We start from the raw sequence: 18,875 nt of genomic DNA, 5'->3' as shown, positions 1-18,875 counted from the left end.
TGGTTCTACCGTCTGCGCGCAGCTATACCCCGCGCAACACCGGTGGGAGGCATTGGCCTGTGTCGGCAGGTGCTCTGAAAGCCGCGGCGCGATATCGGCATGCGGTTGGCAGACTGCTCCTGATTCAGGAGCTACCCGCGCATATTCCATGAGCGCTAGAGGCCTGTTTGGCACTCAACCTCGAGTGATCAGGCTTTGGTCTTGGGCTTGCGCTGGCGTTCGATCAGCAGGGCGCGGCAGCTGCCGTTGATGACGCGCAGCTCGGCCAGGGTGGCGTCGATCTGGGCGCGCTTTTTCTCCAGCTCGGTGATCTCGTTGTCGGTGCGGGTGATCACATATTGCAGCTGCTGCGCGCGGCCTTCGCCATGATCGCCATACAAATCCAGATAGGTTTTGATTTCTGAGAGCGGCGAGCCGATGGCCTTGGCCCGCAGGATCAGGGCCAGCCGTGCCCGGTCGCGCCGGGTGTAGACGCGGGCGCCGTTCACCCGACGGGGGGCGAGTAGGCCCTTGTCTTCATAAAAGCGCAGCGCCCGCAGGGTGATGCCGAACTCACGGCACAGCTCAGTGATGCCGAAGAGTTTGGTGGTGCCCTCGTCGCGGTGGGAGTCGACGAACGCTTGCGCGTCGGTCAGCGCGTCGGGCACGGGGGCGTTTTTGGCCATGGGCAGGGTCAGATCACGCGTTGCAGGCGCATGGCCACACCCATATCGCCGCTGACCTTGAGCTTGCCGGCCATGAAGCCGGTAGCGGGCTCCAGGTCGCCGTCCAGCATGGCTTGCAGGTTGTCTAGGGTGATGCCGACGGTGCAGTCGGTATCGGTGTCCGTGTTGTTCACGGTATTGGGGGTGCTGCTGCCGTCGATGACGATGACGCCGTCAGCGCCCATGTCGAACTTCAGGGTGGCGTTGAGGCCGCTGTCATCGCCCACTTTGGCGCGGATGGCTTGGGTTGCGGATTCGAGGGACATATGGTGTTCTCCGGTGTCGGGTAAATCGAATGGACCGTGGCGGATGGTAGTGGCCAAGCATAACGTAAGGCATAGTAAAAAAACCTATACGGCAACTGGTTGACGTTAACGTCACCCTGGCCTCTAATGCGTCAAGCAACTCAGAAAGCCCAGACCTATGCCTGCCCTGCGTTCCAAGATCAACCCGCGCTCCGATGCCTTTGCCGCCAATGCCCAGCGCATACAGGGCCTGCTGGCCGAGGTGCAGCGCCTGCAGGACATGGTGATTGCCGAGTCGGAAAGCAAGCGCGAAAAGTTTGAGAAGCGCGGTCAGCTGCTGCCGCGTGAACGCGTGGCTCGCCTGCTGGACCGCAACTCGCCGTTCCTGGAGCTGAGCCGCTTGGCCGGCCTCAACATGCATGACGACGACGGCAAAAAGGCAGTGCTGGGTGGCGGCTCCATCATCGGCATCGGCACCGTGGCGGGCAAGCGCTGCCTGATCTCGGTGAACGACAGCGCGGTCAAAGGGGGCACCGTGGCACCCATGGGCCTCAAGAAGGCGCTTCGCGCTCAAGAGGTGGCCCTGCAGAACAAGCTGCCGGTGATTTACCTGGTGGAGAGTGGTGGCGCCAACCTGATGTACCAGTCCGAGATCTTTGTGGAGGGCGGGCGCAGCTTTGCCAACCAGGCGCGCATGTCAGCCGCGGGTATTCCGCAAATCTCGGTGGTGCATGGCTCCAGCACGGCGGGCGGTGCGTATCTGCCGGGTTTGTCGGGTTACGTGGTGCTGGTGCGCGGGCGCAGCAGCATTTACCTGGCCGGCCCCCCATTGGTGAAAGCTGCCATCGGCGAGGACTGCACAGACGACGAGCTGGGCGGGGCCGAGACGCACGCGCAAGTGACCGGACTGGGTGAGTACCTCACCGAGGACGACGCCCACGCCATCGCCCTGACCCGCGAGCTAATGGACAAAATCAACTGGGACACTGCACCACACGCCCCAGCCCAAGGCGCCGGCTTTGCCGCACCGCTGTTTGACGAGCAGGAGCTGATGGGCATCGTCCCTGCCGACGAGCGCGAGCCCTACGACGTGCGCGAGGTGATTGCCCGGCTGGTGGATGGCTCGGACTTTCTGGAATTCAAGGCCGGCTATGCCCCCGAGATGATGTGTGGCCACGCCCGTATCGAAGGCCGACTGGTGGGCATTCTGGGGAATAACGGGCCGATTCAACCCGCGGGCTCTACCAAGGCGGCGCAGTTCATCCAGCTGTGCGACCAGAGCGGCACGCCGCTGCTGTTTTTGCAGAACACCACTGGCTACATGGTGGGCTCGGTGGCCGAGCGCAATGGCGCCATCAAGCACGGCAGCAAGATGATTCAGGCGGTGGCCAACGCGCGCGTGCCCAAATTCACCGTGGTGCTGGGCGGCTCGTATGGCGCGGGCAACTACGGCATGTGCGGGCGCGGGTTTGACCCGAATTTCATCTTCAGCTGGCCCACGGCGCGCACTGCGGTCATGGGCGGCGCGCAGGCCGCCAAGGTAATGGACATCGTGAACCGCGCCAAGGTGGAGCGCATGGGCATGGAGGCGAATGACGAAGCGCTCAAAGCCATGTCCGACGGACTGCGCCTGCGGCTGGACAAGGAGAGCGCGGCCCTCTTTGGTACCGCCCGCCTGTGGGACGACGGAATCATCGACCCGCGCGACACCCGACGCATTTTGGGACTGTGCCTGGCGCTGGCAGCTGAGGCCGCAGACCGCAAGCTGAACGCCAACACTTTTGGTGTGGCCCGCCTCTGAGCGCGGCTGCCCGACTCCCGCATTACAACGACCCGAGGACACCCCATGAAATTCACCTCCGAGCACACCCAGATTGCCGACACGGTGCGCAAATTTGTGGCCAACGAGATCAACCCCTTCACTGCGGAGTGGGAGAAAGCGGGCATCTTCCCGGCGCGCGAGCTGTTCAAGAAGATGGGGGACCTCGGGCTGCTGGGCATCAAGTACCCCACCGAGTTCGGCGGCATGGGGCTGGACTTCAGCTACTCCATGGTGATGGCCGAGGCGCTGGGCGACTGCAATGTGGGCGGTGTGCCCATGGCCATTGGCGTGCAGACCGACATGTGCACACCCGCACTGGCCTGCTTCGGCAGCGATGAGTTGCGCAACCAGTACCTGGCGCCGGCAATCGCGGGCGACATGGTCGGGTGCATCGGCGTGAGTGAGGTAACTGGCGGCTCGGATGTGGCCGCCCTCAAAACCACGGCCCGCAAAGATGGCGGTGACTACGTGATCAACGGCTCCAAGATGTGGATCACCAACGGCATGCAGGCCGACTGGTGCTGCCTGCTGGCCAACACCAGCGAGGGCGAGAGCGCAGCGGGCAAAAACCCACACAAGAACAAGTCGCTCATCATCGTGCCCATGGACGCGCCGGGCATCACCCGCCAGAAGATCGAAAAAATCGGCATGCACAGCAGCGACACGGCGCAACTGTTTTTTGACAACGTGCGGGTGCCCCAGCGCAACCTGATCGGGCAGGAGGGCATGGGCTTCATGCTGCAGATGCTGCAGTTCCAGGAAGAGCGGCTCTATGGCGCGGCCAGCACGCTGCGTTCGCTGGACAATCTGATCAACCTCACCATCGACTACACCCGCCAGCGCCAGACCTTCGGGCAGCCCATCCTCAACAACCAGGTGGTGCACTTCCGCTTGGCCGAGCTGCGCACCGAGGTGGAGTGCCTGCGCGCGCTCACCTACCGTGCGGTGGAGCAATACGTGGGCGGCAAAGATGTGACCAAGCTGGCATCCATGGCCAAGCTCAAGGCGGGCCGCCTGAGCCGCGAGGTGACGGACAGTTGCCTGCAGTACTGGGGCGGCATGGGCTTCACCGCCGACAACCCGATCTCCCAGGCCTACCGCGATAGCCGCCTCATCTCGATTGGCGGCGGGGCGGACGAAATCATGCTGGGCATCATCTGCAAGCTCGAAGGTACCTTGCCCGGCAAGGCCGCCTGAGTTATGCAGGTTTCTGAGTTAAATAGCCTGCTAGCGCCTATGGATATTGCGCAAGCAGCTCCTGAAAAAGGAGCAAATTGGCTTGCGCCAAGCTACGGGCACATTCGCGCAGAGCAGGAGAGGGCGGTGTTGCACATCACCCTGAACCGGCCTGAGGCGCGCAACGCCATGTCCCTGCAAATGGTGGCCGAGCTGCAACAAGCGTTGCAGGCGGCTGAGGCCACTGCTGGGAGTGAAGCCGCTGTGCGCGTGGTGGTGTTGCGCGGCGCAGGCGGGCACTTCTGCGCGGGTGCGGACCTCAAGGACATGGCTGGCGCCCGCATGCGCTCCATGCAGCGCGAGGCTGGCGCACCCGACCCGATTGCCGAGGTGAATGCCGCCTTCGGCCGCCTGTGCGTGGCCTACGCTCAGACCCCGCTGGCCGTGGTGGCCGTGCTGGAAGGCACGGTGATGGGCGGCGGCTTCGGCCTGGCCTGTGTTGCCGATGTGGCGCTGGCAGACGACAGTGCCACGTTCCGTTTGCCCGAGACGTCGCTGGGTGTGGTGCCCGCACAGATCGCGCCATTTCTGGTCGAGCGCTTGGGCTATTCGCAGGCCAAACGCTTGGCCGTGACCGGCGGGCGCTTGGACGCCGCTGGGGCGCACAGAATGGGCTTAATCCATGAGCTGTGCAGTGCTGACGAATTGCCGGAAGCGCTTGCCCGAGTGCTAGCAGAAATTCAGGCCTGTGCCCCCGGCGCCCTGGCCGCCACCAAAGCCCTGATGCAGCAAGCCCGCTTCAGCCCTGCAGCCGACCTGGTGGAGCACGCCGCCGCCGTATTCGCCCACTCAGCGCAAAGCGCAGAGGGACTAGAGGGCATGACCGCATTCATACAAAAGCGCAAACCAACTTGGGCGGTGCAATGAAATCTATCGGAACAACTCAGACCACGCCAAGCCTGTGGGGCAATGCGCTTTGCGTAGGTCAAGGAGGAGCCCGCAAAGCGGGCGGGGGACACGAAGCAAAGCGCATCGCCCCGCAGGCGCCACACCAGGAGGACGCAAGATGTTCAGCAAAATCTTGATAGCCAACCGCGGTGAAATCGCATGCCGCGTCATCCGCACCGCCCGCAAACTAGGCTATCCAACCGTGGCCGTCTACAGCGATGCCGACCGCGCCGCACCCCACGTAGCCTTGGCCGATGAGGCCGTGCACATCGGTCCCTCGCCCGTAGCAGAGTCTTACCTCAGGGTGGATGCCATTCTCGAAGCTGCGCGCAAAACCGGCGCAGATGCTTTGCACCCCGGCTACGGCTTCTTGAGCGAGAACGCTGCGTTCGCACAAGCTTGTGCTGATGCAGGCGTTGTGTTCATCGGGCCGCCGCCGAACGCCATCACCGCCATGGGCGACAAAGCCTTAGCCAAGCAGCGCATGCTGCAGGCCGGCGTGCCCTGCGCACCCGGCTATTTGGGTGCGGACCAGAGCGACACGGTACTCACGCAAGAGGCCTACAAACTGGGCTACCCGTTGCTGGTGAAAGCTGTGGCCGGTGGCGGTGGACGTGGCATGCGCCTCGTGCGCAATGACGCCGAGTTGCTGCCCGGCCTCGAGGGCGCCCGACGTGAAGCCATCAGCGCATTCGGTGATGGCACCCTGATGTTGGAGCGCCTGATAGACAACGGCCGCCACATCGAAATCCAGGTGTTCGCAGATGCGCACGGCAACGCGGTGTATCTGGGTGAGCGCGACTGCACGGCCCAGCGACGCCGGCAAAAAGTGATTGAAGAAGCGCCGTCCCCGGTGGTCAGCCCCGCCATGCGCGAAGCCATGGGGCGCGATGCGGTGGCTGCTGCGTTAGCGGTGGGCTACCGCGGTGCGGGCACGGTGGAGTTCATCGTGGATGAGCAACTCAAACACTACTTCCTGGAGATGAACACGCGCCTCCAGGTGGAGCATCCGGTTACCGAATGCATCACTGGTTTCGACCTGGTGGAATGGCAGCTGCAAGTAGCCGCCGGCGAGCCCTTGCCCGCGCGGCAGGAAGACATACGCCTAGGCGGCCACGCGATTGAGGCACGCCTGTATGTCGAAGACCCGTACTCCGGTTTTGCCCCGCAGACCGGCACCGTGGCCTATTGGCAGCCCAAACGTGCGTTGCAGCCCGGCGTGCGGATTGACGATGGCATCCGGCAAGGGAGCGTGGTTTCGCCGTTCTACGACCCAATGGTGGCCAAAGTCATCGTGCACGGGCGTGACCGCAGCGATGCCATTCGCCGTCTGCGCGCGGCATTGGCGAATGCACCGCTGCTGGGTTTGAAGAACAACGGTCGTTTCCTGAGCGATTTGGTGGATCACCCCGCCTTCCGCGAAGCGCGCATGACCACCACGTTGATCGACCAGTGGCTGGAGCAGGGCGAGCCGCTGCTACAAGCGCCGGCGCCTTCCATGGCGGCCTGGCAAATCGCGGCTTTAGCGTTGACGCAGCAGCAAGGCAGCAGCTGGCGGGCCAACAGTGTGGCGGCCTACAGCGTGCGGTTGCAGTGCGGTGAAGTGGTGCGCGCTGTACGCATCAGCAGCGATGGTCAAGGCTTGACCACCATCACCATGGATGGGGTGACAGCGCAGGCTCGCGTCATCGCTTGGCAAAACTCAGTTTTGCGTCTGGAGCTGGATGGTGTGGCGCAGACCGCCATTACCGTGTTTGCTACCGGTGCCTGGCATGTGGCGCACGCGGGCTACAGCCATGTGTTAAGCGAGGTGTCGGCCTTCCCCGATGCGGATGCTTTGAAAGATCCCAGCCGCGCACTATCGCCTGTAGCCGGCAAGGTTACGCAGGTGCTGGTGGCACCGGGCGACGTGGTTACCGAGGGTCAACAACTCGTCTGCGTGGAAGCCATGAAGATGGAGATGTGGCTCTGTGCCGAACAGGCGGGCCAGGTGCAAGCGGTGCACGCCCGTGCGGGCGAACAGGTGGAAGCCGGCGCAGTGCTGGTGGAACTGAACGTGGGGGCGGACACGCCCCCCACTGAAACACACTGAGGAATCCCATGGACAAAGCCATATTGACTTGCGCCCTGACCGGCGTGTTGACTAACCCCAAGCAGCATCCCGTACCTGTCACGCCCGCCCAAATGGCGGCAGAAGCGCGCGATGCCTATAACGCTGGCGCCAGCATCATGCACATCCATATGCGCATGCAGGAAGACGGCTTGGGGCACATGCCCAGTTGGGACCCGGATGTCGCCGAAAGCATTGTGAATGCCATCCGCGATGCCTGCCCCGGCGTGATCATCAACCTGACCACCGGCGTGGTGGGTAAAGACATCAGCGGCCCCCTGAACTGCATACGCCGGGTGAAGCCCGAGATTGCTGCCTGCAACGCGGGCAGTCTGAATTACCTCAAGCTCAAGGAAGACGGCAGTTGGGCTTGGCCGCCCATGGTGTTCGATAACCCGGTGGCCAAGGTGCAGCAGTTTCTGGATGTGATGCAGGAGTGCGGCACCCATCCCGAATTCGAGTGTTTTGATGTGGGCATCGTCCGGTCGGTGACCATGTATTTGAAGAACGGCATGCTCAAGCCTGATATGGGCCGCGCAGAATACAACCTGGTGATGGGCGTGGCTTCGGGCATGCCGTGTGACGCGGACCTGCTTTCACTCTTGCCGAAGTACATGGCCACCGATAGCGTGTGGCAAACCACACTGATAGGCCGCACTGAGATTTGGCCGGTGCACCAGAAGACGGCCGATCTGGGAGGCATGTTGCGTACCGGTCTGGAAGACACTTTCTATTTGCCCGATGGTTCACGCGCTGCTGGTAATGGTGTGCTTATCGAGGCACTGGCCGCGTGTGCCCAGCGCGCAGGACGAACAATTGCAAATCCTTCTGACGCGAAAGTCATTTTGGGTCTGCGAACAGGTTAGAATTCGCGCATCCCGAATGCTTCTGAAAAGAACGTTTGAAAAAGTTTCTCCGGAATTTCCGGATAGCATGAAAAAAAGCATGCTAGAATACGAAGCTTAGCGGCTGTAGCTCAGCTGGATAGAGTACTTGGCTACGAACCAAGGGGTCGTGGGTTCGATTCCTGCCAGCCGCACCAACATTCTAAGTCTATGATTTAGAACGGTTTTTAAGGAGTTTTCAACATCAGGTGTCATTACTTGGTGTCATGATGGCTCTAAAAATTCCGAGACTGTACCGAAGTAGACACGGCGTGTTCACACTCCGTGTCTATTTTTTTGACCAAAACGGCAAGCGACGACTGAAACAACACAGTCTAGGCACGAAAGACAGCGCACAGGCGCGGGTTCTCGCATTGCGGTTCAACTTAGATTTTGAAACACAATGCGATATGGAACGAAAAAAGACAGTCTTCGAGGAACTAGCGGCCAAGGTTAGCAACCCGCTAAAAATCACCATCGGCGGCAATGTGCTGGACTTTGACCCCAGCAAGCCCGAGGAGGTGGCCTATGTCGAAAAACTTCGCAAAGAACAAGCCGCGTTCGACAACGGCGGCGCTGAAAAAGTCCTAGCCCAACTCTGGACACCCGACCAAGACCAGCCGCAGGCAAGGCCACGGCAGAAGGGCAAGCCGTTTAGCGTAGCCACAGAACTTTACTTGGCAGAAAAAACGCTAGACAACAAACAAACCACCATCGACGAGAAGCGGCGCACCTACAAGGACTTCATAGCCCTTTACGGCGACTTGGACATTAACCAAATCACCAAGCCTGAAATTGTGGCTTTGAAGACCGCAGAGATAGGCCGCAAACTCAGTGCCAACCGCATCAATAAGCGACTGGGGCAGGTGAACGACTTTTTCAACTGGTCAATCAAAAACGGGCACTACACAGCCAGCGACAAAAGCCCCGTGGACGGGCTTTTTGTGAGCAAAAAAGCCAAGTTAGCCAAGGCCACAGAGAACCGCGAACCCTTCACGGACGACGAACTTAAAACGCTTTTTGGCAAAGGCTACCAAGAGCGATTTTTCGCCCCTGACCATTACTGGATTCCGCTTGTTTGCTTGTTATCAGGCGCACGGCGTGAGGAAGTGGGAGACTTACTGAGCGCCAATATCAAAACCGTTGACGGTGTACCCACGTTTTTCATTGAGGAAGGCAAGACCAAAGACGCACGGCGAACCGTACCCGTTCACCACGCCCTGATTGAATTGGGTTTTATGGACTATGCCAAGGCGCGACAAGAGGCAGGCCATGCCTACCTATTCCCCCACCGACCGAAAGGCGCAGGCGGACGGAGCAAGGAAGCGGGGCGAATGTTCACGCTTAGATTGCGCGAGGATTGCGGCATTACGAACACCCGCAAGACCTTTCACAGTTTGCGGCACACCGTCATCACCCGTCTACACACGGCGGACGCAAACCCCGCCCAAGTTAAGCAAATCGCAGGGCATAGCAGCGAAGCGCAAGGCGTTCACTTCCAGACCTACACCCACGCGATAGGGCTGACGCAACTGGCCGAGACGCTGAACCGTTTAATCTATCCGCACGACTTCGCAAACCTGAAACTTGCCGACCCGACTTTTAAGGCGTTTTTCTCGAAAGAAAAAACAGCAGAGGAAAAGCAAGCAGAACGAGACGCAAAGAACGCGCAGCACTTAGCCGCAAAAGCAGAGCGCGAAGAACGCAACCGAGACAAGAGAAAAAAGGACAATACTAAATGACCAAATTAATCACCGCCGCAGCAGTAAAAAAACGAGAATATTGGATTGAAGAAATTCGCAAAATAAGTGGGAATTTTGGAGATGATTCAAGCCGTCTTGAAACTGAACTTTCAACGGAGGTTAAAGCCGAGGGCTTTGGCGCACTGATTAACCATTTACGCCTGTGCGGCGACATTCCTGAATCATACGGCCACAATTCAAGTGAAGAAAAACTCTATTCAAAATATACGGATAGCCTTCTTAGCGAGACCTATAAAGCAATGGGCTTAAAAAGCCTAGTTCTGAAAGAACGGGCAGACGCGGCAGATGTTGAAGCATTCGCGAAGAATTTCAGTTTTGTCGCAGACGCTAAGGCGTTTAGATTGAGCAGAACGGCAAAAAACCAAAAGGATTTTAAAGTTCAAGCGGTGGACGGATGGAAGCGAGGCAAGCCCTTCGCGATGGTGGTTTGTCCAATCTACCAACTGCCCAATAAATCCAGCCAGATTTACGAACAGGCAACCGTTAGGAATGTTTGCGTGTTCACTTATTCACACTTGGCCATGTTGGCGACCTTTGGGGCGAGTGAAGGCAATGAAAAATCTGAAGAACTCTTGGAGCAAATTTTCAAAGCCATACCCGCTTTGAATCCTTCAAAAGATGCTTCGCAGTATTGGGCGGCTATAAATCGAACAATGCTGGGATTCTCTAAGGTACTGAATGACCTTTGGAGCATCGAAAAACAAGCGGCAGTCGAATCAATCGCAGCCGCAAAAAATGAAGCGTTGACCTTTCTGGCGAAAGAACGCGAGAAAATCATGCGGATGAGCCATGATGAAGCCCTAAGAGAGTTAATCAAAGTTCACAAAATAGAGAGCAAAATCATAACGATTAACTCAGTCAGCAACAGGGGAATTCTTTCCATCCAATAGGAAATCAAGATGGAAAATTTTAAAAATTCAATCATCACGGGCGACTGTTTAGATGTACTAAAAAACTTTCCTGCCGACTCAGTGGATATGGTTTTAACCTCTCCACCCTATGACAATCTGAGAACTTACAAGGGGTTCAAATTTCCTTTTGAAGAAATCGCTTCAGAGTTGTTTAGAGTTGTCAAATTGGGCGGTGTAGTGGTTTGGGTTGTTTCTGATGCGACCATTGAAGGCACTGAGACGGGAACGAGTTTTAAGCATGCCCTACACTTCAAATCGATAGGATTCAACATCCATGACACGATGGTTTTCAAGAAGAGAAACCCAATTCCGCAAATTTACCGCAAGCGCTACAACAACGAATTTGAATTCATGTTTGTTTTCAGCAAAGGGCAGGTAAAAACGCACAATCCAATCATGGTGGACTGTCTCCATGCTGGGTTAGAGTTGAACGGCACAACCTACAAAAACTATTCTAAGCACGAGCAAAAGCGGGAGAAAATGGCCGCGCCAGTGAAAGCCCAAAAAATCAAGGGCAATATCTGGGAATATGTCGTAGGCAAGAATTTGGAAGACCAGGAGGCCAAGGGGCACCCAGCACCGTTTCCGTGCGAGTTGGCACGCGACCATATCAAATCATGGTCAAACCAAGGCGACATAGTTTTAGACCCTATGTGCGGCAGCGGAACGACTTGTAAAGTTGCCAAGGAACTGGACAGAAATTTTATTGGCATCGATGTTAGCCAAGAGTATTGCGAAATTGCCAAACGGCGGACAAGGTTGATTGAAATCGAAACGACAGACAAACAAATGAGACTGGATTCATTTTTGCCTGAATCCGTGGACAACTGACCCGTCCACCCCCAAGGGCGTGGACGGCCTACGGTTCGCCAGTTGACCACAGCCGAAGCCCTGACGCGCAGGCCGTGGACAAGTCTTTAACTTGCCCACCGCCCGCTTGCCCCACCAGTTTTAATTATGAAAAAAATTGCGAACACAGACGAGGAAATTCTTTTGGACGTTGTTCAAACATGCCAAGAATTTGAACAAATTTTGCCCGATTCTGTCTGCTATCGCATTTTTGAATATTACTCACTTGATTCAAGTGAGCCGATTCCGTTTGTGTCGTTCATTTTTGATGACCACATGGAATTGATGAAATTAGTCGCACACATACAAAGACTGAACGAGAACATGCCTGACTTTATCGACCTTCAAACGCGAGCAGGCTGGGGCGAGCCCGTCATTCTGTGCGAAGCCGTGGGCGATTGTCGGAAAGGTTTCGATTTTTTGCTTGAAGACTATCCGCCGTGGCAAAAATATAAACTCGACAATCGAGCAGCCAAGCGCATGGGGCAGTCGCTTCAAAAACACGACCCAAGCGCCGAGGGCGGGGCAATGTGAAAGAAGAACCCCGCAACACTTGACAAAGTGCGCGGGGTCTCTTACTTTATTTATGACTGTTCACGGCAGCCATAAGTTAAAGATAATCAATCTCTAGCAAATGTCAATACCGCCCTGAACCTCACGGCGGTTTTTTTGCGTCAGGGCGTAAGCCCTCCCGAGTCGGAACCGCTGTAAAGCCCAAGCAATTGGGCGGCGTGGCTAGACTGGTGAAATTACACAGCCACGGTGAAGAGCGTAAAGCGACACTCACTAATTGCCCGCGAGCGGGTGAAGTCGCTAGATAAGCCGCCGCAGGACTTATCCCGAAGCGTGATTTTATTTTGTGCCATAGCCCGCCAAAATCTAAATCGTTCAACGCAGAGCAACGCCTAATCCGTCATTTGTTTGGTGCGAGAACCGCGCCGCGACAAAACGGATTAGGGCGAACTTTGCCGAAAAGTTGAACTAACAACTTTTAGATGTAATACATATCAAAACCAAGTTGTTAACTAAATCAATTTAGCAAGCAGAATTATTCTCAAACACCCCACGCACCTTGTCCGCTTACGCGGCCTGCGGTTCGTGGGGTGTTCTCTCCTCTCAAAACCGCACGCTTTCCATGATTTCCATGGAGAACCTGAGCGCGTCAAAAAATCAGCGCAAGCCCGCGTAAAACCTAGCGCTTTCCATGATTTCAAAAATATTTTTCTGCTAAGCACTTGACGAAATAATTGAAATCCCCTTTATTTATTTATGTCATCATTTTTTTGGAGGGGACATGAAAGCAATCACGATCAGACTGACAGAAGTTCAAGAGAAACAAATCGAGCGCTTCGCAAATTCAAAGCGCATCACATTCACCGAAGCGACGCGGCTTGCGGCAATTTCGTTTTTAGAAAACGAAGGCAAAGCACAAAACGAAAAGGCCGAGCACGAAGCAACACGCGAAAGAGTTGACGGTTTAGCCAAAGCGCTGACTGTCGTTTTGAAAGCAAACGCAGAGGCGGCAGCAAATCAAGATAACTATTTAAAAGCAATTTATTCACAACTCGCTCCGAAAAAGGAGGTTCAAAAATGAGCACTCTAAAAAATCTTTTTGTGCGAGCAGCCGAAACCCGCGACGCGGTGGAGTTCAAGATTTTGGCGCGTTCAATCGCGGCAAGAGTTGGAGACAGGGACGCGAACGGGGTTTATTTCATACGCCCAGAGTTCCAGACAAAGACAAGCCGAGCAATCAAACCCGCGTCCCTGGACTACCCCGACAACTACTTTGAACACGTTCAAACGCGCAAATTTATTGAAGCGTATTTGACTCAACTGGAAATCAAATTTCTGAGCGGAAATTTGAACGCCACGGGTTCACTGTTGAAAACAGCAGAGCGCAAATTGAAAACATTGATCAAAGGAGACTAAAAAATGAACACGATTGATTTTGACGAAAACCGCTACTTTTGCGAGCACTTAACAAAACTACTCGCAGAGGGCGACTATGAAACTTTTCAATGTTTACTCGCAGACCACGGGCACACATTGACCGACTTTGTTAATTTAACAATTAACGCATTAATGCCACCCCCCGACCTCACGGGCTACTTTTTGTCAGTTCGCACATTTATCAACACGGGAGAATTGAAATGAACTTTTTAGACACAGCAAAAGACAGCGCAGCGGAAACGCTCAACACAATGAGCGCAACCGTGGCCCGCGAGGTCAACACATACAGGACAGCCTACACAACCATTCTTTTGTTTGTCGTAGTGAGTTTGATTTTTGGCGCGGCGGGTTATTTTTTGGGCTATGCCCAAGGGGGTTTGGCAAGATGAAAAAAACGCTTTTAGCCTTCGCACTCGCAGCCGTGGCAGCGACGACCACAGCGCAAAACATGGACAGCACAAACGCGCCTCAAAACGCGGGGATACCCGTCAAGTCTGTAAAACTGTTTCGAGTGCTGGCGGGTGCTTCCACTACTGTTTACAGTTTCAAACAGTGTTTCAACCAGTACGCACCCCCGCAAGGGGCGGGGGGCTACTGGCTTTTGAATAACACGACGCAAACGGACATGTATTTTGTCTGTGAAGGGTGGTAATCATGAGCCGCGCCGCTTACATCGACTGGGGCATGAATGCCGTGCCACTTGACCCACAGACACCCCGCAGAGACTTGCGGGGGGCGCTAGTTATTGGCTTGCTAGGAGCAGCCGCAGGCTATGCCGCAGTTTGGGCAGGACTGGGGCACATTGTGCCCACACAAACTAGCGCCCTAGGCTTTCTAGGCGACCTCACCGCCCAGAAACTCACTTTCTCAAATGTGAGTGGAAACCTCGCTGCCCGTGGCGCGTTTTCCATGTTGACCGCCTCAGCCTTGGGCGTGTGGTTGTTTGTCGAAGGTTTCAAGCCACGGGAAAGACTGCGACACATCCGTGGCCGTCGCTATCTCGATGGACAAGAGGCCGTCAAGAAGGCGCAAGCCCTGACAAAGACGGAAATCAAAGACAGCGCCGAGGGCGTGGCACTGTCGCAGGACTTCAATTTTTCAGCAGAGCGGGAAACAACCCACGCTTTGATCGTGGGTGGCGTTGGCGGAGGTAAAACGACCATTGCACACCACATTTTGCGCGGCATTTTTGAGCGCGACGATCATGCCTTGATCGTCGACTGGAAAGGCGATTTTACCCAAGCCTACAAAGGCCGAATCTTTAACCCATTGGACAGGCGTTCAATGCGTTGGGTGGTGGCGTTGGATGTAGTGAGCGCGTTAGACGCTCAGTCTTTCGCTTCTCAAATCATCCCCGACCCTACGGGCAGTGCTGACCCGTTTTGGGCCAATTCAGCGCGGGCAGTGCTGGCAAGTGTCGTTAAGCATTTACAAGCAACGAAGCCGAAAAAATGGACTTGGGGCGACCTCTACGAATCCGCGTGTTTGTCGCTTGAAGAACTTCAAACGATTGTCAAAACGCAGAACCCCCACGCTTTCGCGTCAATCAGCGAAGCGGGCAAGCAAACCCAAGGGGTTTTGTCTCAGATGTTGGCACAAATGGACAGCGTGCGAGTACTCGCAGAAGCCGAGGCAGACGACCCCGAAGCCGTGGGCTTTTCTATTCGTCGCTGGCTCGACGGACACGGACGCAAGCAAATTATTCTAGGCGGCAGCACAGAACACGAGCGACTTTGCGCGGGCGCAATGCGGGCAGTGATTACCAGCGCCGCCGCGCAACTTCAAGCAATGCCAGACAGCAAAACCCGCAGGGTTTGGCTTGTCATTGATGAATTTCCAAAATTGGGGAAATGTGAAGCCGTACCCAAACTGCTGGCCTTTGGGCGCTCCAAAGGCGCGAGGCTTGTTTTATTGGCGCAAGACTTGGCGCAGTTGCGCCACATCTACGGAGCGGACGAAACCAAAAGCATGGCGGCGATGGTGGGAACAATCATCATTGGCCGCACCCAAGGGGGCGAAACCGCCGACACACTCTCAAAACAAGTCATTGGGACGCGGGAAGTCGAAAGACGCAACACGACTACACAAGGAAACGGCGCATCTAGCAGCAGTTGGCAGCGTGATGAATTGTTGGTGGTTCACCCCTCAGAACTTCAAACGGAACTCGGGAAGCGTGGCGACCACATCCAAGCCCTTCTAATTGGTTTAGGCGACTACGCATTGAATTTGCCTTGGGGCTTTGTAGCCCCCGCCAAGCACCGCGAGCCGATGGAGTGGCGCGAGTGTTTCCAAGGCGTGAGCAAGTCCAAGACCCTGCCCACAGTGGCAAAAGACGAGCCTTTGGCCGTGTCGAAAGACACGAAAAAGGAAGCCGAAAAAGAGGACGGCAAGGACGCGGAGCGGCAAGCCGTGGAGCACTCAATTCACGAAGCCATCGACCCGACAGCGGGGGCGCTACTCGCAGGAATTGCGGCGCTTGAATTGTTCAACGCGAACAAGACCACCACCCCGCAGGCCACCCCAAGCCATCAAACGCAACGCCTCAAGAACGAGGCAGAACAAGAAGCCGAGCAGGAGCAATAAACCATGTTAGAACTCGTAAGAATCGACGGGGTGGAGTATTACGACACCCTCAGCAAATCGGAATACTACGCAAGCGCGGAGAAAGGCGAGCCAGCGGGCAAATGGGGCGAGGGATGCGAAAAAATCGGCATTGACACAAGCCAGCCCGTTGAAAATTCTTTGCTCAAAATCGTAATGACAGGGCACAAGCCCGACGGTTCAAAGATGGTTCAAAACGCGGGTAAGGAAGACATGCGCGTGGGCATGGACTTGATCTTTAGCGCCCCTAAGAGCGTGTCAGTTTTGTGGGCGAATGCTTCGCCCGAACTCAGGGAGCAAATCAGCAAGTCGCAGCACCAAGCCACAGCCAAGGCGATGGACTATTTGCGTGAACGCATCGAGACGAGAACAAGCAAAGGCGGCGTGTTCAAAGAAACCCCCGCAGCCCTGATTTACGCCAGTTTCGAGCATTGCGACACACGAGCCAAAGATCCCAATCTTCACACCCATACAGTGCTATCCAATGCCGTCGTTCGAGAGAACGGCAAGACTTCAGCACTTGACCAAAAAGGCATCTACGACCACATCAAGTCCACGGGCGCAACGTACCGCGCAGAATTGGCGCAACAGTTGCGCGGCATGGGCTTCAAATTGGAACAAGACAAAGACGTGGACGGCGTTTTTCAAATCGCAGGGTTTGACAAAAACTTGGAGAAGCATTTTTCCAAGCGTTCAGAAGTCATCAAAAAAATTGCGGCAGAGCATGGCGTAAAGAGCGCTGCCAAGCGGCAGGAAATCGCCAAATTTTCACGGGACAAAAAAACCGAAATCGACCGCCCCGCCCTCTTTGAACGTTGGCAAAAAGAGAGCCAAGAAAGGGGCTTTGATGCTTCAAAACTTGAAGCCCTCAAAGAGGCCACGCCTGAGCCGTTCACCATGCCGACGGCGGAGCAAATCGCCGAAAAACTTACTGAGAACGAGAGTTTTTTTCAAGTGCGGGACTTGGAAGGACTGTTAGCCGAATGCGGCCAGTACCATGACTTTGACCGCCAAAAAATGCGGGACGAAGTGCTTCAGAGCGCTGCCGTATCAAAACGCATTTTGAGACTGTACGACAGCAAAAAAGACAAGACGACAGAGACGGCGGTTTACACATCTAAAGCGTTGGTCAACTTGGAACAACACAGCATCGACAGCGCGAAAAGTCGCAAGGGCGAAACCCGCCACCACCTGCCAGCCGCCACGGTCAAAAACACGATTCAGCGAATCGAGCAAGAAAGCGGCTTCACACTCAGGGACGAGCAGCGCGAGGCGGTGGAATTTCTCACCGAAAAAAGCGGGGGCGTTGCCCTTATGCGAGGTTTGGCAGGAACTGGCAAAACCACCGCATTAAAAGCCGTTTGTGAGGCTTACAAGGCCGAAGGCTACCAAGTGTTAGGTGCAACCCTTAGCGCTCAAGCAGCGGGCATTCTGAGCGCAGAAACGGGACTTAAAGGGGCAACCATTGCCCAGACCTTGATTGACCTGGACAAGGGCAAAACCCAACTTTCTGAAAAGTCGGTTTTGTTGATTGACGAAGCGGGCATAGTAGGAAGCCGCGACTTTGCGAGGCTTCAAGCACACGCAGACAAGGCAAGGGCGAAATTGATAGCAGTGGGCGACGAAAAGCAAATCCAAGCAATCAGCGCGGGCGGCATCTTTGAAGCCCTTCAATTCCATGCCGAATTGGGCACGGCTGACCTGAAGCAAATCACACGACAACAGGACGGCCAAGACCGTGAAGCGAGCCGCTTGTTTTACGAGGGCAAGGCAGACGAAGCCTTGAAAGTCTACGAAGCAAAGGGGCAAATCAAGACCCACAAGCACCGCGACAGCCTCATGATTCAGTTAGCCCGCGATTACGCGCAAGACCCGAACGAGACGACCCAAAAAATGGCAATCGCAGCCACGAACGCCGAGGCCGTTTTGCTGAACGAACAAATCAGGGAAGAACTCAAGAGCGCGGGGAAACTTGACCGCGACACGGGCGCACTGTTTGAAAACGCAGACGGCAACACCTTGGAAGTGTCCAAGGGCGACCGCGTTTTGTTCAAGAAAAACAGCAAAACCAGAGGCGTGAACAACAACCTGCGCGGCACGGTGTTGGAGTGCCGCCAGAGCGGCGACCATGCGAGTTTGAAAATCCAAGGCGACGACGGCAAGACCCGCACGATTGATACGAGCGACTATCCCGACTTACGCCATGCCTACGCAATTACAGGCCACGCCAGCCAAGGCGCAACAGTTCAAAAATCGTTTGTCTTGTTCAACCGTGGCGCGTCTGATTTATCGTGGGGTTATGTCAGCATGACGCGGCACAAAGACCGCGCCACGCTTTACGCCACAGAAGCAGACAAGCCCGAACTGGCCGAAAAATTCAGCAAAGCCAACTTCAAAGGCACAACCCTAGACCTGCCCGAATTGACCAAAATCAACCCAGAGCAGGCAACCACACAAGACCAAGGCAGCGCACCAAGCCCGCAGGCTTCGAGCGCAGGGAAAGGGCAACAGAGCGCAGGCGCTCAGATGCCCCAGCAAAGCCCCAAAACAGCCACACAAGCCCCGCAAGCGGGGCAGGCAGGCGGTACACAGCAAGGCCAAAACACGGGGGAGAAAATCAACTGGGCAGCGATTGAAAAAGTCATGCCCAGCCTAGCCAACTTTTTGAAGTTGTCCATGGCACACGGCGCAAACGGCGACCAGTCTTTGATTTTGCTTTACCAAGGCCTAGCCGCAGGAGCGAGCAGAGGCGCAGAACAACACGAAGCGCAGACGCAGAGCGCAGCACGAGAGCAAGCAAGCATCCAGCGCCAAGGCGCTGGGATGGAGCGTTGACGGGCTACAATGAGAACCAAGGGGCATCAGGTGTCATTACTTGGTGTCATTCAAAAACCCACCTAGTTTTGAAAAAT

Annotated in this window: 17 protein-coding genes and 1 tRNA gene; 16 read left to right on the top strand and 2 right to left on the bottom strand. The window is 55.9% G+C overall.

The window, feature by feature from the left end; all coding sequences use genetic code 11:
- Nucleotides 1-188 precede the first annotated feature (188 nt).
- Both U5L73_RS16045 and U5L73_RS16040 read right to left on the bottom strand, forming a co-directional pair.
- A complete protein-coding gene (locus U5L73_RS16045; protein WP_322563270.1) occupies nt 189-665 on the bottom strand; it encodes a MerR family DNA-binding transcriptional regulator in 477 nt (158 codons plus the stop codon).
- An 8-nt stretch (nt 666-673) separates the two neighbouring features.
- The gene (locus U5L73_RS16040) at nt 674-970 is read right to left on the bottom strand and encodes an SCP2 sterol-binding domain-containing protein (RefSeq protein ID WP_322563269.1); all 297 of its coding nucleotides are present in this window, start codon (nt 968-970) and stop codon (nt 674-676) included.
- Nucleotides 971-1,127: 157 nt separating this feature from the next.
- Here U5L73_RS16040 and U5L73_RS16035 point away from each other — a divergent pair, with 157 nt between their 5' ends.
- From U5L73_RS16035 to mobF, 16 genes are all read left to right on the top strand, one after another.
- Nucleotides 1,128-2,750, top strand: a complete 1,623-nt coding sequence (locus U5L73_RS16035; protein ID WP_322563268.1) for an acyl-CoA carboxylase subunit beta — start codon at nt 1,128-1,130, stop codon at nt 2,748-2,750.
- A gap of 45 nt (nt 2,751-2,795) precedes the next feature.
- Entirely contained in the window at nt 2,796-3,968 is a 1,173-nt protein-coding gene (locus tag U5L73_RS16030; protein ID WP_322563267.1) for an acyl-CoA dehydrogenase family protein, read from the top strand.
- A 126-nt stretch (nt 3,969-4,094) separates the two neighbouring features.
- Nucleotides 4,095-4,874, top strand: coding sequence for an enoyl-CoA hydratase/isomerase family protein (locus U5L73_RS16025; protein WP_322563266.1), 780 nt, complete (start codon nt 4,095-4,097; stop codon nt 4,872-4,874).
- Between the two features lie 139 nt (nt 4,875-5,013).
- Complete coding sequence (locus U5L73_RS16020; protein WP_322563265.1) at nt 5,014-6,987, top strand: acetyl/propionyl/methylcrotonyl-CoA carboxylase subunit alpha; 1,974 nt, start codon at nt 5,014-5,016, stop codon at nt 6,985-6,987.
- Between the two features lie 8 nt (nt 6,988-6,995).
- Nucleotides 6,996-7,871, top strand: a complete 876-nt coding sequence (locus U5L73_RS16015; RefSeq protein WP_416221323.1) for a 3-keto-5-aminohexanoate cleavage protein — start codon at nt 6,996-6,998, stop codon at nt 7,869-7,871.
- Nucleotides 7,872-7,970: 99 nt separating this feature from the next.
- Nucleotides 7,971-8,047, top strand: a tRNA-Arg gene (locus tag U5L73_RS16010).
- 114 nt (nt 8,048-8,161) lie between these two features.
- Complete coding sequence (locus U5L73_RS16005; protein ID WP_322563264.1) at nt 8,162-9,631, top strand: site-specific integrase; 1,470 nt, start codon at nt 8,162-8,164, stop codon at nt 9,629-9,631.
- Nucleotides 9,628-10,542 carry a HindIII family type II restriction endonuclease gene (locus tag U5L73_RS16000; RefSeq protein ID WP_322563263.1) on the top strand — a complete coding sequence of 305 codons (915 nt, stop codon included), beginning with the start codon at nt 9,628-9,630 and terminating at the stop codon, nt 10,540-10,542. Before U5L73_RS16005 ends, U5L73_RS16000 begins: the two co-directional genes overlap by 4 nt.
- A gap of 9 nt (nt 10,543-10,551) precedes the next feature.
- Complete coding sequence (locus tag U5L73_RS15995) at nt 10,552-11,394, top strand: site-specific DNA-methyltransferase (RefSeq protein ID WP_322563262.1); 843 nt, start codon at nt 10,552-10,554, stop codon at nt 11,392-11,394.
- Between the two features lie 126 nt (nt 11,395-11,520).
- Nucleotides 11,521-11,946, top strand: coding sequence for a hypothetical protein (locus U5L73_RS15990; RefSeq protein ID WP_322563261.1), 426 nt, complete (start codon nt 11,521-11,523; stop codon nt 11,944-11,946).
- Between the two features lie 760 nt (nt 11,947-12,706).
- On the top strand, nt 12,707-13,006 hold the full coding sequence (locus U5L73_RS15985) for a hypothetical protein (protein ID WP_322563260.1): 300 nt from the start codon (nt 12,707-12,709) through the stop codon (nt 13,004-13,006).
- Nucleotides 13,003-13,341: a hypothetical protein gene (locus U5L73_RS15980; protein WP_322563259.1), complete on the top strand. Its 339-nt coding sequence runs from the start codon at nt 13,003-13,005 to the stop codon at nt 13,339-13,341. The genes U5L73_RS15985 and U5L73_RS15980 overlap by 4 nt, the downstream gene beginning before the upstream one ends.
- A 3-nt stretch (nt 13,342-13,344) precedes the next feature.
- The gene (locus U5L73_RS15975) at nt 13,345-13,566 is read left to right on the top strand and encodes a hypothetical protein (protein WP_322563258.1); all 222 of its coding nucleotides are present in this window, start codon (nt 13,345-13,347) and stop codon (nt 13,564-13,566) included.
- Nucleotides 13,563-13,751, top strand: a complete 189-nt coding sequence (locus U5L73_RS15970; RefSeq protein WP_322563257.1) for a hypothetical protein — start codon at nt 13,563-13,565, stop codon at nt 13,749-13,751. The genes U5L73_RS15975 and U5L73_RS15970 overlap by 4 nt, the downstream gene beginning before the upstream one ends.
- 544 nt (nt 13,752-14,295) lie before the next feature.
- The gene (locus U5L73_RS15965; RefSeq protein ID WP_322563537.1) at nt 14,296-15,945 is read left to right on the top strand and encodes a type IV secretion system DNA-binding domain-containing protein; all 1,650 of its coding nucleotides are present in this window, start codon (nt 14,296-14,298) and stop codon (nt 15,943-15,945) included.
- Nucleotides 15,946-15,948: 3 nt separating this feature from the next.
- Nucleotides 15,949-18,798, top strand: a complete 2,850-nt coding sequence (gene mobF, locus U5L73_RS15960) for a MobF family relaxase (RefSeq protein WP_322563256.1) — start codon at nt 15,949-15,951, stop codon at nt 18,796-18,798.
- Nucleotides 18,799-18,875 lie beyond the last annotated feature (77 nt).

This window comes from Rhodoferax sp., from assembly GCF_034520025.1.
In the GTDB taxonomy this organism is placed as follows: domain Bacteria; phylum Pseudomonadota; class Gammaproteobacteria; order Burkholderiales; family Burkholderiaceae_C; genus Allorhodoferax.
The sequence above is the reverse complement of the archived record's forward strand: the minus strand, read 5'-3'. Positions and strand labels throughout refer to the sequence as shown.